The 15,240-nt window shown below is 73.5% G+C and carries 13 protein-coding genes and 1 rRNA gene; 7 read left to right on the forward strand and 7 right to left on the reverse strand.

What is annotated here, in order from left to right; all coding sequences use genetic code 11:
* Positions 1-86 (forward strand): 5S ribosomal RNA (gene rrf / locus AB4039_RS27010); the annotation flags it as partial.
* A gap of 96 nt (positions 87-182) precedes the next feature.
* Here the strand turns inward: rrf and AB4039_RS27015 are convergent.
* The 6 genes from AB4039_RS27015 to AB4039_RS27040 all read right to left on the reverse strand — a co-directional run bounded on the left by AB4039_RS27015 (position 183) and on the right by AB4039_RS27040 (position 6,362).
* A complete protein-coding gene (locus AB4039_RS27015) occupies positions 183-692 on the reverse strand; it encodes a Uma2 family endonuclease (RefSeq protein WP_442272018.1) in 510 nt (169 codons plus the stop codon).
* A gap of 164 nt (positions 693-856) precedes the next feature.
* On the reverse strand, positions 857-2,167 hold the full coding sequence (locus AB4039_RS27020; RefSeq protein ID WP_266839375.1) for a DUF58 domain-containing protein: 1,311 nt from the start codon (positions 2,165-2,167) through the stop codon (positions 857-859).
* Entirely contained in the window at positions 2,167-3,129 is a 963-nt protein-coding gene (locus AB4039_RS27025) for an AAA family ATPase (RefSeq protein WP_266839374.1), read from the reverse strand. Before AB4039_RS27025 ends, AB4039_RS27020 begins: the two co-directional genes overlap by 1 nt.
* Positions 3,126-4,451, reverse strand: coding sequence for a DUF4350 domain-containing protein (locus tag AB4039_RS27030; protein ID WP_442272019.1), 1,326 nt, complete (start codon positions 4,449-4,451; stop codon positions 3,126-3,128). The genes AB4039_RS27025 and AB4039_RS27030 overlap by 4 nt, the downstream gene beginning before the upstream one ends.
* Positions 4,448-5,128, reverse strand: a complete 681-nt coding sequence (locus tag AB4039_RS27035) for a DUF4129 domain-containing protein (RefSeq protein ID WP_266839371.1) — start codon at positions 5,126-5,128, stop codon at positions 4,448-4,450. Before AB4039_RS27035 ends, AB4039_RS27030 begins: the two co-directional genes overlap by 4 nt.
* Before the next feature lie 7 nt (positions 5,129-5,135).
* Entirely contained in the window at positions 5,136-6,362 is a 1,227-nt protein-coding gene (locus tag AB4039_RS27040; RefSeq protein ID WP_266839370.1) for a hypothetical protein, read from the reverse strand.
* Between the two features lie 234 nt (positions 6,363-6,596).
* Here AB4039_RS27040 and mtrA point away from each other — a divergent pair, with 234 nt between their 5' ends.
* From mtrA to AB4039_RS27070, 6 genes are all read left to right on the forward strand, one after another.
* On the forward strand, positions 6,597-7,286 hold the full coding sequence (gene mtrA / locus AB4039_RS27045; RefSeq protein WP_356224172.1) for a two-component system response regulator MtrA: 690 nt from the start codon (positions 6,597-6,599) through the stop codon (positions 7,284-7,286).
* 1 nt (position 7,287) lies between these two features.
* Complete coding sequence (gene mtrB, locus AB4039_RS27050) at positions 7,288-9,249, forward strand: MtrAB system histidine kinase MtrB (protein WP_266839368.1); 1,962 nt, start codon at positions 7,288-7,290, stop codon at positions 9,247-9,249.
* The gene (locus tag AB4039_RS27055) at positions 9,236-11,128 is read left to right on the forward strand and encodes an LpqB family beta-propeller domain-containing protein (RefSeq protein WP_442272020.1); all 1,893 of its coding nucleotides are present in this window, start codon (positions 9,236-9,238) and stop codon (positions 11,126-11,128) included. Before mtrB ends, AB4039_RS27055 begins: the two co-directional genes overlap by 14 nt.
* Positions 11,129-11,213: 85 nt before the next feature.
* Complete coding sequence (locus AB4039_RS27060; protein WP_266839366.1) at positions 11,214-11,996, forward strand: phosphoribosyltransferase family protein; 783 nt, start codon at positions 11,214-11,216, stop codon at positions 11,994-11,996.
* Between the two features lie 364 nt (positions 11,997-12,360).
* Positions 12,361-13,056 (forward strand): ribosome hibernation-promoting factor, HPF/YfiA family, encoded by a 696-nt coding sequence (gene hpf, locus AB4039_RS27065; RefSeq protein WP_266839365.1) that lies wholly within the window; start codon positions 12,361-12,363, stop codon positions 13,054-13,056.
* Between the two features lie 228 nt (positions 13,057-13,284).
* The gene (locus tag AB4039_RS27070) at positions 13,285-14,052 is read left to right on the forward strand and encodes a response regulator (protein ID WP_442272021.1); all 768 of its coding nucleotides are present in this window, start codon (positions 13,285-13,287) and stop codon (positions 14,050-14,052) included.
* Here the strand turns inward: AB4039_RS27070 and AB4039_RS27075 are convergent.
* A complete protein-coding gene (locus AB4039_RS27075; RefSeq protein WP_266839363.1) occupies positions 14,049-15,236 on the reverse strand; it encodes a DNA glycosylase AlkZ-like family protein in 1,188 nt (395 codons plus the stop codon). The genes AB4039_RS27070 and AB4039_RS27075 overlap by 4 nt on opposite strands.
* Between the last annotated feature and the right edge of the window lie 4 nt (positions 15,237-15,240).

Here is a 15,240-nt window from a genome sequence, read left to right on the forward strand (position 1 = left end):
TTTACATTCCGAACCCGGAAGCTAAGCCTTTCAGCGCCGATGGTACTGCAGGGGGGACCCTGTGGGAGAGTAGGACGCCGCCGAACAATCATTGTGGGAAAGCCCCGCACCTTATGGTGCGGGGCTTTTCTGCGTTTACGGGCCGATTCCCGGGCTGGCATGTTCCGGCGCAGCCGCCCTCTTCACCAGTGGGCGGGATAGCTCTTGAGGCCGGTCGTGTCGAGGATCCAGCGGCCGGCGGTGACGGCGTCCCCGAAGGCGTAGGGGACCGTCTTGCGGTAGCGGATGCCGTCGGGTCCCTGTGAGGGGTCGCTGTGCACCGTGACGGTCTTCTTGTCCTTGCGGGGGTCCACGACGACATACGTCGGGACGCCCATTCTCGGGTAGTCGTGGAGCTTGTCACGGATGTCGGTGAGCGAGTTCATGCGCGAGACGACCTCCACCACCATCAGGACATCGCGCGAGTTGACGACCTTTGCCGGGTCATCGGTGTCCTCTTCCGCGATGACCATGAGGTCGGGGACTTTGGTAGGCCGGTTTGGGGATCGCCCATGTTCGTGCCGTTGAGTGCCATGACCTCCGGGGTCTGGGCCTCGATCTGGCGGCGCAGCCGCACCACGTTGAGTCCGTGGGGAGCCGTGGGGCTCATCAGCGTGAGGAAGATCTGACCATCGGTGGTCTGCACCTTCCACTGGTCCTCCTGGCGCTCCGCCAGCTCCGCGAGCTGCTCCGCGAAAAATCGTGCATGCGGCGCATCTGCTCGGGGGTGAGGTCGGCCACGGTGTTCTCCTGGGGGTGCCGGACCAGGTATCCAGCCCCGGTGCCGTGAAGCCTGCGGGCGAGCGGTCCAGGGAGGTTAGAGGCGGCCGGCGGCCTTGAGGGAGAGGTAGGTGTCGGCCAGGGCGGGGGCCAGGGTGTCCGGGGTGGCGTCGACGACGTGGACGCCGTGGCGGGAGAGCTGCTCCGCCGTGCGCAGTCGCTGTGACTGGGTCTGGGTGGCCGCGGCAGCCTCGTAGACGGCGTCCAGGGAGCCGCGGGAGGCGGCCATCTCCGCGATGTGGGGGTCCGCCACGGAGGCCAGGATCACCGTGTGCCGCTGGGTGAGGCGGGGGAGGTGCGGGAGCAGGCCCTCCTCGATCGGGGCCGCGTCCAGGCCGGTCAGCAGGACCACCAGGGAGCGGCGCGGGGCGCTGCGCAGGATCGTGGAGACCAGTGCCCGGGAATCCGTCTCGACCAGTGCCGGTTCGAGGCCGGCCATGGCGTTCACGAGGGCCGGGAGGGTGTCGGCGGCCGGGCGGCCCTGGATCTGGGCGCGCGTACGCCGGTCGTGGGCCAGCAGGTCGACGCGGTCGCCGGCGCGGGTGGCCAGGGCGGCCAGCAGCAGGGCCGCGTCCATCGAGGAGTCCAGGCGGGGGGCGTCGCCGACGCGGCCCGCGGCGGTGCGGCCGGTGTCCAGGCAGATCAGGATGTGCCGGTCGCGTTCCGGGCGCCAGGTGCGCACGGCGACCGTGTTCCGGCGGGCGGTGGCCCGCCAGTCGATGGAGCGGGTGTCGTCACCGGGGACGTAGTCGCGGAGGCTGTCGAACTCGGTGCCCTCACCGCGGGTGAGGACGCTGGTGCGGCCGTCCAGTTCGCGCAGGCGGGCGAGGCGGGACGGGAGGTGCTTGCGGCTCGTGAAGGGGGGCAGGACCCGCACCGTCCAGGGGACGGTGTGCGAGCCCTGGCGGGCGAGCAGGCGGAGCGGACCGTAGGAGCGGATCGTGACGCGGTCCGCCCGGCGGTCGCCGCGCCGGGTGGGGCGCAGGCGGGTGGTCAGACGTCGGCGTTCCCCCGCGGGGACCGTCAGGGAGTGGCGGGAGGCGGCGGCCTCGGTGCCGGCGGGCCAGCTGCTCGGCGGCCAGGCGTCGCGGACGTCGGCGCGGAGCGTGCGGGTGCCCGGGTTGGCGAGGGTGAGGTGTACGTCGGCGGGCTCGCCGAGGCGGACCGAGGTGGCGCCCGAGCGGGTCGGCTTCAGGGTGCGTACGGGGGCCGCCAGGGCGTAGTCGACGGCGCAGGCCAGGGCGAGGGAGCCGTTGACCGCGAGGAGGCCCGTCCAGCTCGGTTCGAGGAGTCCGACGGGGATGCTGCCGAGGGCCGCCAGCAGGGCGGCGCGTCCCGTGAGGGCCATCAGCGGGGTACCGGGACGCGGGCGAGGATCGCCGAGATGACGCTGTCGGAGGTGACGCCCTCCATCTCGGCCTCCGGGCGGAGCTGCACGCGGTGGCGCAGGGTGGGGAGGGCGAGGGCCTTCACGTCGTCGGGGGTGACGTAGTCGCGGCCGGTGAGCCAGGCCCAGGCGCGGGCGGTGGCCAGCAGGGCGGTCGCGCCGCGCGGGGAGACGCCGAGGGTGAGGGAGGGCGATTCGCGGGTGGCGCGGCAGATGTCGACGACGTAGGCGGTGATCTCGGGGGAGACGGTGGTCTCCTCGACGGCCTTGCGGGCGGCTTCGAGGTCGCGGGGGCCGGCGACCGGGCGGATGCCGGCGGCGTGCAGGTCGCGCGGGTCGAAGCCGGCGGCGTGCCGGGTCAGGACGCCGATCTCGTCCTCGCGGGAGGGCAGCGGGACCGTCAGCTTGAGGAGGAAGCGGTCCAGTTGGGCCTCGGGGAGGGGGTAGGTGCCCTCGTACTCGACCGGGTTCATGGTGGCGGCGACGAGGAACGGCTCGGGGAGCTTGCGGGGGGTGCCGTCGACGGTGACCTGGCGTTCCTCCATCGCTTCGAGGAGCGAGGACTGGGTCTTGGGGGGTGTGCGGTTGATCTCGTCGGCGAGCAGGAGGTTGGTGAAGACGGGGCCGTCCTGGAAGGAGAACTCGGCGGTCCGGGCGTCGTAGACGAGGGAGCCGGTGACATCGGTCGGCATCAGGTCGGGGGTGAACTGGACGCGCTTGGTGTCGAGTTCGAGGGAGGCGGCGAGGGCGCGGACCAGGAGGGTCTTGGCGACGCCGGGGACGCCTTCGAGGAGGACGTGGCCCCGGCACAGGAGTGCGACGACGAGACCGGTGACGGCGGAGTCCTGGCCGACCACGGCCTTGGCGATCTCGGTGCGGAGCGCTTCCAGGGAGGAACGGGCGCTGTCCGTGGTGGCCGTCATGAGGTGCGGACCTCTCTTTCGAGGGCGTCGAGGTGGTCGGCGAGCGCGACGAGTGCCGCGTCGTCGGCGGGGGTGGTGCCGAAGAGGAGGGTGGCCGGGTCGTTCGGGCGTCCGTCGGCGGTGAGGCGGGCCGACACGGCGGGGACCAGGGTCGCGGGGTCGTGGGCCTGTGGGGCCGGTACGCCGACCAGTGGGGCGAGGCGTTCGCGGGCGGCGGCGCGCAGCACGGTCGCGGCGCGGTCGCGGGCGTCGGCCCTGAGGTAGAGGCGGGCGCGGCCCTCGGTGGCCTCGGAGGCGCGGATCGCGACCGGAAGCTTCTCGGTGACGAGGGGGCCGAGCCTGCGGGCCCGCCACAGGGCGGCGAGGGCCGCGGCGGCGAACAGCTGGAGCAGGGCCCAGGTCCAGCCGGCCGGGACGAGGCCGAGGAGGGAGGTGTCCTCGGCGCCGGTGCCGGGGTCGGCGGCCATGTCCGCGGGGGTGGGCAGGTACCAGACGAGTTCCGGGCGGGAGCCGAGGAGCTGGAGGGCGAGGGAGGCGTTGCCCTCGTCGGCGAGGCGCTTGTTGAGCAGGAAGGTCTCGGAGCCGAGGAGGACGGTGTCGCCGCCCTTGGTGGTGCTGGGGAGCACGAGCAGGGTGGGGTGGCCGTCGCTGGGGTAGCAGGCGGTGGCTCCGGGGAGGTCGGTGGTGTAGCGGAGGCCGTCGCCGGTGCCGGCCCGGCCGGCGGTGGTGGCGGCGGGGAGGGTGCAGGCGGGGTGGCCCGGGTCGAGGTCGCGCTGGTGGGCGAAGCCCTTCGTGCGGGCGCCGGGGGCCAGCTCCGGGAGGCCGGTGCTGCCGGGGGCGACGAGGACGGTGCGGCCGCCGGAGAGGTCGATGGCCGAGCGGACGGCGCGCCGCTGGGACTCGCCGAGCAGGTCGGGGTCGGCGACGAGGAGGGTGGTGCCGGGGCCGGCGGCCGCCGCGGCCTCCGCGGCGTTGGTGACCACCCGGGTGGTGACGCCGCGCTCTTTGAGGAGCTGGGCGAGGGCGCGGCTGCCGTCGGGGTCGGCGGAGCGCGGGTCGAGCCGGCCGTGGTGGTCGCCCGCCTGGAGGCCGGCGAGGGCGACGGCGGCGGTGAGCAGGATGCCGGCCGCGAGGAGGAAGCCGCGGGCCCGGGTCCAGAGCTGGGTGCGGGTGAGGGCGGTGGAGGTGGCGCCTGGGGTGCCTGTGGTGCCGCCGGTGGTGGGCCCGGCGTCGGTACCGGTGGTGGGACCCGTGGTGGGCACGGTGGTGGGCCCGGCGGGGGCGGCCGGGGTGTCGGTGCGGTCGGGTGGGGTGGGCGTCATGGGGTGGGGCCCGTCAGGAGGGGCTTCGCGCGGGTCAGGGTGAGGTCGAGGTCGCGCAGGCGGGCGTAGGTGTCGGGGTCGCCGGAGCGGCCGCCGTAGGTGACGTCGTCGAAGGCGCGGGCCGCCGCGCGCAGGTCCGCGGCGTGGCCGGGGAGGGACGCGGAGGCTTCGGCGGCGGCCTCGTCGGCGGTGCGGCCGGGGCGGGGGTCGAGGAGGGTGCGTTCCTCCAGGGAGCGGACGACGGCGCGCATGCGTTCCTGGACGGCCTCGGTCCAGCGGCCGGCGGCGGCGTGGGCCTCGGCGGCCGCGCGGTGGTCGGCGGCGGTGCGCGGGCCGTCGTCGAAGAGGGTGTCGGCGCCGGTGGCGGTGCGGCGGGGGGTGCCCAGGCGCCACCACAGGGCGGCGAGGGCCAGGACGACGAGGAGGACGATGGCGAGGAGGCCGAGTCCGCCGCCCGGAGTGGCTCCGGAGGCGCGGTCGAGGAACTCGCCTATCCACTCCCAGAAGCGGTCCAGGGCGCGCTGGAGGAGCCCCGGGTCGTCCTGGTGGTACATGGGCTTGGACAGCTCGTGTTCGGCCGCCTCGCGGGCAGCCTCGCGCGATGTCGTCAGTGGTGGTGTCTCGGCGTGCGGCAGCAGGGCCGCCGCGCCCGTGACGATGAGTCCCCCCGTGCTCATCAGTGCGTCAGCCTCCGGTGACCGGTCCGCCGCCGTCCTGGCCGGCGGCCCGGGCGAGTTCCAGGTCCAGGGCCTCGCGGCGGATGCGCTGGTCGACGTAGAGGAGGGTGGTGACACCCGTCTGCATCGGCAGGGTGACGGTGGCGCCGACGACCGATCCGATCGCGGTGATGATCAGGAAGGTCCAGCCCGTGGTCGCGGAGCCGTCGAGCAGGGAGCCGAGGCCGCCGGGGGCCAGGAACAGGGCGACGGCCGCGAACGGCATGACGATGATCGCGGAGGTGATCGCCCGGAGCAGCCAGGTCAGCAGGCTGATGCCGAAGACCCGCCACCACGAACCGCGGACCAGCTTGGCGGAGCGCTTGAGGGCGTCGGTGACCGAGCCGCGTTCCAGCATCAGCGCGGGTGGCGCCAGCACGAAGGTCACGTAGAACCAGGCCAGGAGCACCATGGCGACGGGGACGCCCAGGACCGCCAGCGGGGCGCTGCCCGCGAGGATGCCGGGGAGCACCGGCAGGACGGCGGCGGCGAGGGCGCCCAGCAGCAGGAGGGCGATGAGGCCGGCCAGGCGCGGGGCCAGCGGGCGGACGGCCCGCAGGGTGGCGGAGAGCGTGGAGGGCCGGCCGAGGACGGCGTGGCTGACGACGGGTGCGAGCAGGGCGGTGACCAGGAACAGCCCGAGGATCTCCAGGTAGTACTCGGCGCCGTACAGGAGCGCGGTGTCGCCGAGGAGCTTGCTCGTCTCGGCGGCGCTCGGCGTCCGGTCGGTGGTGATCACGGCGCTGCCCATGGTGGCGCGCTGGACGAAGAGCAGCGCGATCTGGGACAGGGCGGCGACGACCAGGCTGACGGACAGGACGGGGCGCCAGTGGCCGCGCAGGGTGCTCACGGCGCCGTCGAGGATCTCGCCGAGGCCCAGGGGGCGCAGCGGGATGACGCCGGGCTTGGCGGCGGGCGGCGGGCCGCCCCAGCCGCCGGGGTGGGCGTACGGGGAGCCGTGGGGCGTGCCCGGCTGCTGCTGCCCGGAGCCGTACGATCCCCAGCCGGTCGGCTGCTGCGGCGCCGGGGCCGCGGGCGGGGTCACGCCCTCGGCCGGGCTCGACCACTGGCCGGGCGGCGGCTGGGTGGCGGACCACTTGCCGTCGGCGGCGGGCGGCGCGGCGGGCCGGTCGCCTTCGGCGCCCTGGCCGTCGGACGGGGATCCGGGCGTGGCCCAGCCCGGAGAGTCGTTCATCGTCGCTCCTTCACGTGCACCTGCCGCGGCCGGCGCCCTGGTCGGCTGCCATCGTGCCACGGGGAGCACGGAACGAACCGGCCGTACCCCAGGGTTCCCGGGCCGCTCGCCCTTCAATTGTCGCGTGGATCCGGGGCAGACTGGTCGTCCTGATCACCACGCAGGTCCGAGGGGCGATTTCCAGCCCTTTTGGCTGTGGGACAGCTCACCGCCAGGTAACGATTAGCTAATGGGATGATGTCAAGCATGAAGGGACGAGTCCTTGTCGTCGACGACGACACCGCGCTGGCCGAGATGCTCGGCATTGTGCTGCGTGGAGAAGGTTTTGAGCCGTCGTTCGTAGCGGACGGCGACAAGGCACTGGCTGCCTTCCGTGAGGCGAAGCCGGATCTGGTGCTGCTCGACCTCATGCTGCCCGGACGGGACGGCATAGAGGTCTGCAGGCTGATCCGCGCCGAATCGGGTGTGCCGATCGTCATGCTCACGGCGAAGAGCGACACGGTGGACGTGGTGGTGGGCCTGGAGTCCGGGGCCGACGACTACATCGTCAAGCCGTTCAAGCCGAAGGAGCTGGTCGCCCGCATCCGGGCGCGCCTGCGCCGGTCGGAGGAGCCCGCGCCCGAGCAGCTGGTCATCGGTGACCTGGTCATCGACGTGGCCGGGCACTCGGTCAAGCGCGACGGCACCTCCATCGCCCTGACCCCGCTGGAGTTCGACCTGCTGGTCGCCCTCGCGCGCAAGCCCTGGCAGGTGTTCACCCGCGAGGTGCTGCTGGAGCAGGTCTGGGGCTACCGGCACGCGGCGGACACCCGCCTGGTCAACGTGCACGTACAGCGGCTGCGCTCCAAGGTCGAGAAGGACCCGGAGCGCCCCGAGATCGTCGTGACGGTCCGCGGTGTGGGCTACAAGGCCGGACCGAGCTGACGTGCAGCCCGGCACGCCCCGGGGCGGCCCCCGACGGGGAGTCCTGAGGGGCGGCCGGCTGCTCCAGGAGGGAGCGCCCGGCGGCCCCCTGTTGCGGCTGTTCGGACGTCTCGTCCGACGGCCGCTGCTTCCGGCTGTCCGCCTGTGGCGCCGCAATATCCAGCTGAGGGTCGTCGCGGCGACGCTGCTGATGTCGCTCGCGGTGGTCCTGGCGCTGGGCTTCGTGGTCATCGCGCAGGTCAGCAAGGGTCTCCTCGACGCCAAGGAGGAGGCCGCGCAGAGCCAGGCCGCGGGCGGCTTCGCGGTCGCGCAGGAGAAGGCCAACACGCCGTCCGTGGCCGACGGGGCCGAAACCACCGACAACAAGGTCGGCCAGGACGCCAGCACCTGGATGAACGCGCTGGTCAAGCAGCTCGCCAGTGGCGGTCAGACCGCCTTCGAGGTGGTCGCGCTCGGTGCGGGCAACGGTGAGCAGGCGGCCGGCGCGCAGGGCGTCAAGGGCGCCCGCGCCTCCGGCAACGTGGACCCGACCGCGAGCGTCCCGTCGGCGCTGCGCAAGTCCGTCAACCACGGCACCGGCACCTTCAAGACCTTCTGGCAGATCCGGTACACCGCGGGCAGCGGGGACAAGCCGCCGCAGCCGGCGCTGGTCGTCGGCAAGCGGCTGACCGACATCAACGGGGACCCGTACGACCTGTACTACCTGTTCCCGCTCACCCAGGAAGAGGAATCCCTCAACCTGGTCAAGAGCACCATCGCCACCGCCGGCCTGTTCGTCGTCGTGCTGCTCAGCGCCATCGCCTGGCTCGTCGTGCGCCAGATCGTCACCCCCGTCCGGATGGCCGCGGGGATCGCCGAGCGGCTCTCGGCGGGGCGGCTGCAGGAACGGATGAAGGTCACCGGCGAGGACGACATCGCCCGTCTGGGCGAAGCCTTCAACAAGATGGCCCAGAACCTCCAGAACAAGATCCAGCAGCTGGAGGACCTCTCGCGGATGCAGCGCCGCTTCGTCTCCGACGTCTCCCACGAGCTGCGCACCCCGCTGACGACGGTCCGGATGGCCGCCGACGTCATCCACGACGCCCGCGTCGACTTCGACCCGGTCACCGCCCGGTCCGCGGAACTCCTCGCGGGGCAGCTCGACCGCTTCGAGTCCCTCCTGGCCGACCTGCTGGAGATCAGCCGGTTCGACGCGGGAGCGGCCGCGCTGGAGGCGGAGCCCATCGACCTGCGGGACGTCGTGCGCCGGGTCATCGACGGCGCCGAGCCGCTCGCCGAGCACAAGGGGACCCGGATCCGGGTCCTCGGCGACACCCAGCCGGTGATAGCCGAGGCCGACGCGCGGCGGGTGGAGCGGGTGCTGCGCAACCTGGTCGTCAACGCCGTCGAGCACGGCGAGGGCCGTGACGTGGTCGTCCGGCTCGCCTCGGCGGGCGGGGCCGTGGCGGTGGCCGTCCGCGACTACGGCGTCGGGCTCAAGCCCGGCGAGGCCACCCGGGTCTTCAACCGGTTCTGGCGCGCCGACCCGGCGCGGGCGCGCACGACCGGCGGTACGGGCCTGGGCCTGTCCATCGCCGTCGAGGACGCCCGGCTGCACGGCGGCTGGCTCCAGGCCTGGGGCGAGCCCGGCGGCGGCTCGCAGTTCCGCCTCACCCTGCCGCGCACCGCCGACGAACCGCTGCGCGGTTCGCCGATCCCGCTGGAGCCCGAGGACTCCCGGGGCAACCGGGCGCGGGCCGTGGCCGATGCGGCGGGGCGCGGCAACGGGTCCGGCGGGCCGGGTGCCCGCCCGGCGGGCGGCGAGCGGGACGGCCGTTCGCCGATCCCGCCGCGGCCGGCCGTCACCACCGCCCAGCCGGTGCCCGCCGACCCGACGGCGCTGCCCGGCAACGGCGCCCGGGTCGTGTCCAGGCCCGCCGACCATGGAGCAGCACAGGAGGATGGATCCGGTGGAGGACGCTGAGCGCGCGTCGGCGTACGTACGGGGTGCGGGGCGCGCGGAGCCCGGGGACCGGGTGCGGGGCGCGCGGCGCGCGGGCTCCGCGGGCGTGCGGTCCGCCGCCGTCCTCGGGGCCGCCGGGCTGCTGCTGGCGGGCTGCGCGTCCATGCCCGACCACGGCGAGATCCGCCGGGTGGAGGCCTCGCAGGGCGTCGATTCCCAGGTACGGGTCTTCGGCGCGCCGCCGGCCGACAAGGCCAGCCCCGCCGACATCGTCGACGGCTTCCTGGAGGCCATGACCAGCGACGACCCTCAGCTGGCCACCGCCCGCAAGTACCTCACCGAGGACGCCGCGAAGGACTGGCGGCCGGGCTCGGCCGTCACCGTGCTCTCCGCCGGCCTCGACCGGGTGCGCGTCGAGGGCGAGAAGGACCCCGATTCGCCCCGCTGGAAGGTCACCGGCAAGAAGCTCGCGACCGTCGACGAGCGCAGCGCGTACCAGCCGGAGACCGGCGGCAAGCGCTACGAGGAGTTCCTGCAGCTGGTCCAGGTCAACAAGCAGTGGCGGATCTCGACACCGCCCAGCAGCCTGGTGCTCAGCGAGTCCGACTTCCAGCGCATCTACAAGCCGGTGAACAAGTACTACTTCGCGGGCGGCACGCTCGTCGCCGATCCGGTGTACGTGCGGCAGCGCAGCGATCCCGACTCCCGGATGGACCCGACCACGCAGACCGTGCAGTCGCTGCTGGACGGGCCCTCGAAGTGGCTCGGCCCGGTCGTCTCCACCGCCTTCCCCAGCGGTACGGCGCTGCGTGAGGGCACCAAGTCCCTTTCCTATGACGGCCAGAACACCCTGCGCGTGCCGCTCAACGAGAAGGGCAGCAACGTCGGGCAGCCGCAGTGCCAGAAGATGGCCACTCAACTCCTGTACACCGTGCGGGACCTGACGGCCTCCCGGCTGGACCGGGTCGAACTGCTGCGCTCCGACGGCAAGTCCTCGCTGTGCTGGGTGACGGGCGTGGCCGCCGCGTCCATCGCCGGCCGGCCGGCGCCGCCGGAGCACCAGTACTACGTGGACAAGGACTCCAAGCTGGTCCGGATGGTCCTCAACGCCAACGCCGACGAGCAGCAGCAGGACAAGCCGGAGGTGGCGCCGGGGCCGCTGGCGACGGCCGCCGCGTTCAAGGTGGGGTCGGCGGCGATCGCGTACGACGAGAAGCGGGCCGCGGTCGTCTCCGACGACGGGCACGGGCTGTACGTCGTGACGCTGACGACGGCCGGACAGATGCCGCAGCCGCTGCTGAGCAGCAAGACCGGCAAGCTGACCCCGCCCAGCTGGGACGCCCAGGGCGACCTGTGGATCGCGGACCTCGACCCGCAGACGCAGGGCCTGTACCGGATCCCGGGCGGGACCGGGACCCCGCAGAAGGTGGACGTCGCCGGGCTGGACGGCGGGCGGATCAGCGCGCTGAAGGCCTCCTCGGACGGGGTGCGCATCGCGCTGCTCGTCGAGAAGGAGGGCGGGCGCAAGAACCTGTACATCGGGCGGATCGAGCGGCCCGAGGGCAAGGGGGACACCTCGCCGCTGTCGGTGCGGGAGCTGCGGCCCGCGGCCCCGCAGATGGCGGAGGTCACGGCGATGAGCTGGGCGCCGCGGGGCCGGCTGCTGGTGGTGGGCCGCGAGAGCGGCGGGGTCGACCAGGCCCGTTACATGCTGGCCGACGGCTCGATGGTGGCCGCGGGCCTGCCCGGGGCCACCGGGCTGACCGCGATCGCGGCGGCCGACGACGACTCGAAGCCGGTGGTGGCCTTCTCCGGCGAGGACGGGATCGTGTGGCTGCCGCCGGGGGCGCAGTGGCGCACGGTGGCGGCGGGCGGCAAGGCCCCGGTCTACCCGGGCTGAGGCCGGGGCCGGCCGGTCCGGGCCCGCCGGGCGGCGGTTGTCCACAGGGGTCGCGCGGCCGGTGGGCGCCGGGCAGGGTGGAGGCATGCGGGGGTGGTGGCAGGAGCTGGCCGGTCTGGTGCTGCCGGGTGACTGCGCGGGCTGCGGGGCGGCGCGGGCCGTGCTGTGCCCGCGCTGCCGGGACGCGCTGAGCGGGGCCGGTGCGGGGCCGGTGCGTCCCGCGGCGCGGCGGGCGGGCCCGATCGGGCTGCCCGGTGTGCACGCGGGGGCGCGGTACGAGGGGGCCGTACGGGCAGTCCTGCTGGCCCACAAGGAACGCGGGGCGCTGCCCCTGGCGGGCCCGCTGGGCACGGCCCTGGCGGCGGCGGTGCTCCGGGGCGGCGGGCCGCGTGGCGGGTCCCGGGACGGGTCCCGGGAGGCCGCGGGCGGGCCCGGGGCGGGGGAGCTGGTGCTGGTGCCGGTGCCCTCGACGCGGGGGGCCGTGCGGGCGCGCGGGCACGATCCGGCGCGGCGGATCGCCCTGGCCGCGTCGGGGAGGTTGCGCCGGACGGGCGCGGCCGCGCGCGTGGCGCCCGTACTGCGGCTGCGCCGACGGGTCGCGGACCAGGCGGGCCTGGGGGCGCGGGAGCGGCTGGAGAACCTGGCGGGGGCCCTGGAGGTGTGCCGCGGCGGGGCCCGGGTGACGGCCGGGGCACGGATCGTCCTGGTCGACGACGTGATCACCACCGGGGCCACGCTCGCGGAGGCCGCGCGGGCGCTGCGGGCGGCGGGCCTGGGGGTGGCGGAGGCGGCCGTGGTCGCGGCGCCGGCGGACTCCTTCGTGCGGATCCGGTCGGCAACTCGTACAGAGCAAAAATCTTGCGAATAGATTTGGAACTGCCGGGGAATGCGCATCGTTGCAGGTAGTAAGAGGGAACGGCCACCTGAACGGAGGTACGTTCCGGTAGCGGGTGCCGACAACCGGCTTTGAGAGATATGTTCGGTTGTGAGGAACTGGCGATCCTTGGGCATCGGGTACCGGAGCACCAGTCCGCCTGTTTTATTGCCAACCTTGTGTCAGTGCCTGTTCAGGGGGTTTCTCTCTACTCCCGAGTCGGTGGGATGTGGATCTTGCCGATGGGGGAGGAGGAGGTGAAAGTCGCCAAGTCCGAGGCGCCGGTGTTCACCGGGGCCTGGTGCGAAAGGGAGCGCTTCGCCGCTGTCGGCGGGGCTCTCCGGGAACGGAGTTCTGCGTGGACATCGTCGTCAAGGGCCGCAAGACCGAGGTGCCCGAGCGGTTCCGCAAGCACGTGGCCGAGAAGCTGAATCCGGAGCGGATCCAGAAGCTCGACGCCAAGGTGATCAGCTTGGACGTCGAGGTGTCCAAGGAGCACAACCCGCGCCAGGCCGACCGTTCCGACCGCGTGGAGATCACCCTGCGTTCGCGGGGCCCGGTGATCCGGGCCGAGGCCGCCGCCGCCGACCCGTACGCGGCGCTCGACCTCGCTCAGGACAAGCTGGAGGCCCGGCTGCGCAAGCAGCACGACAAGCGGTTCACCCGCCGTGGCAACGGACGGCTTTCGGCGGCCGAGGTCGCCGACGTGGTGCCGGGCGTCGCCACGCTCAACGGCAACGGCGAGCCGGTCGGTGAGGAGAAGGCGGACGGGATCCCGACCACCCGGATCGGTTCCCTGGAAGTGCAGGGCGAAGGCCCGCTCATCGTCCGCGAGAAGACCCACTCGGCCGGCCCCATGTCGCTCGACCAGGCCCTGTTCGAAATGGAACTGGTCGGACACGACTTCTATCTGTTCGTCGACTCCGAGACCAAGATGCCCAGCGTCGTCTACCGCCGTCACGCCTACGACTACGGCGTCGTCCACCTGAATGCCGACGGGGCCTCCAGCTCGGACGAACCGGCCGCGGGCGCGGGCGGCGCGCTGGGCGGCTGATCATTCATCCGTCGCCCCTGCGGAACGCCCCGGCGATCCGCAGGGGCACCTGTGTGAGTGCGGTGGCCGGTAGGCGTCGGCTGGTGGCCGGTAGTGGCGTGTATGAGCCAGACGGGCTCCCGCGGAACCCCTCCCGGTCATCCGGGCATGGAATCATGGCGGGCAGTCAACCGGCGGCCGCTCCCGCCGGATTGGCCCAGCGGCTGAGCACATGCAGGGGGAGGAACGATGGCGGACACCTTCGGGCCGGTACGCGGTGACGACGGCGCGGGCTGTCGTGCGGCGGACCCGGCGGACCCGGCGGACCCGGCGGACCCGGCGGCGGATCCGGCCGGGGAGCCCATCCGGGTGCTCGTGGTCGACGACCACGCCCTCTTCCGGCGCGGCCTGGAGATCGTCCTCGCGCAGGAGGAGGACATCCAGGTCGTCGGCGAGGCCGGGGACGGGGCGGAGGCGGTGGACAAGGCCGCCGACCTGCTGCCGGACATCGTGCTGATGGACGTGCGGATGCCGCGCAGGGGCGGGATCGAGGCGTGCACCTCGATCAAGGAGGTGGCCCCCTCCGCGAAGATCATCATGCTGACGATCAGCGACGAGGAGGCGGACCTCTACGACGCGATCAAGGCCGGCGCGACGGGCTACCTGCTGAAGGAGATCTCCACGGACGAGGTCGCCACGGCGATCCGCGCCGTGGCGGACGGGCAGTCGCAGATCAGCCCCTCGATGGCGTCGAAGCTGCTGACCGAGTTCAAGTCGATGATCCAGCGCACCGACGAACGCAGACTGGTGCCCGCGCCGCGGCTGACGGACCGCGAGCTGGAGGTGCTGAAGCTGGTGGCCACGGGGATGAACAACCGGGACATCGCCAAGCAGCTGTTCATCTCCGAGAACACCGTCAAGAACCACGTGCGCAACATCCTGGAGAAGCTGCAGCTGCACTCGCGGATGGAAGCGGTCGTCTACGCGATGCGCGAGAAGATCCTGGAGATCCGTTAGAGCGCGTCCAGCTCCGCAGTGACCGCTTCGGCCTCCGCGGGCGAGGAGGCGCGTTCGACGCGGACGGCGTCGCAGCCGACCCACTCCGCCGCCTCCCGCAGGGCGCGGGCCATCGCGGGCGCCGCCTTCGGGGTCGTCAGCGAGAGCTGTCGGGCCACCAGCGTGGTGCCCTCGCGGCCCGGGTCCACCCGGCCCTGGAGCCGCCCCCCGGCCAGCAGCGGCATCGCGAAGTAGCCGTGGATCCGCTGGGGTTTGGGGACGTAGGCCTCCAGCTTGTGCGTGAAGCCGAAGATCCGCTCGGTGCGGGGGCGGTCCCACACGAGCGAGTCGAACGGGGACAGCAGGGTGGTGCGGTGGCGGCCCGCAGGGGCCGTGGCCAGGGCGGCCGGATCGGCCCAGGCGGGCTTGGCCCAGCCCTCCACCGTCACCGGGACCAGCCCGGAATCCGCCACCACCGCGTCGAACTGCTCGCCCTTGAGGCGGTGGTAGTCGGCGATGTCGGCGCGGGTGCCGACGCCCAGGGACCGCCCGGCCAGGGCCACGAGCCGGCGCAGGCACTCGCGGTCGTCCAGGTCGTCGTGGAGCAGGGCGTCCGGGACGACCCGCTCGGCGAGGTCGTAGACCCGCTTCCAGCCGCGCCGCTCCGAGCAGACCACGTCACCGGTGTCGAGCAGCCACTCCACCGCGATCTTGGTTTCGGACCAGTCCCACCAGGGGCCGCCGTTCTTCGCGCCGCCCAGCTCGGTGGAGGTGAGCGGGCCGTCCGCCTTCAGCCGGTCCAGGACCAGGGCGCAGGAACCCTCCCGGTCCTTCATCTTGTGCCAGCGGTAGCCGTGCGCCCGCTTGACCCGGCGGCGGAACGCGAAGTGCGGCCACTCCTCGATCGGCAGGATGCACGCGGCGTGCGACCAGTACTCGAAGGCGTGGTGGTCGCTCCAGTAGGCCTTCTCCACGGTGTCCCGGCCGACCGCGCCGAGGCGCGCGTACGGGATCAGCTCGTGCGAGCGGGCCAGCACCGAGATCGTGTCCAGCTGTACGGCGCCCAGGTGGCGCAGCACTCCGCGGACCCCTCCCCGGCGGTCGGGCGCGCCGAGGAAGCCCTGGGCGCGCAGGGCGATGCGGCGGGCCTCGTCGGCGGAGAGGGACACGGACGGCTGCGGCGTGCTGGCCGGGCTGCTGGTCATGGTG

Source organism: Streptomyces sp. M-16 (assembly GCF_052114405.1).
Taxonomy (GTDB): domain Bacteria; phylum Actinomycetota; class Actinomycetes; order Streptomycetales; family Streptomycetaceae; genus Streptomyces.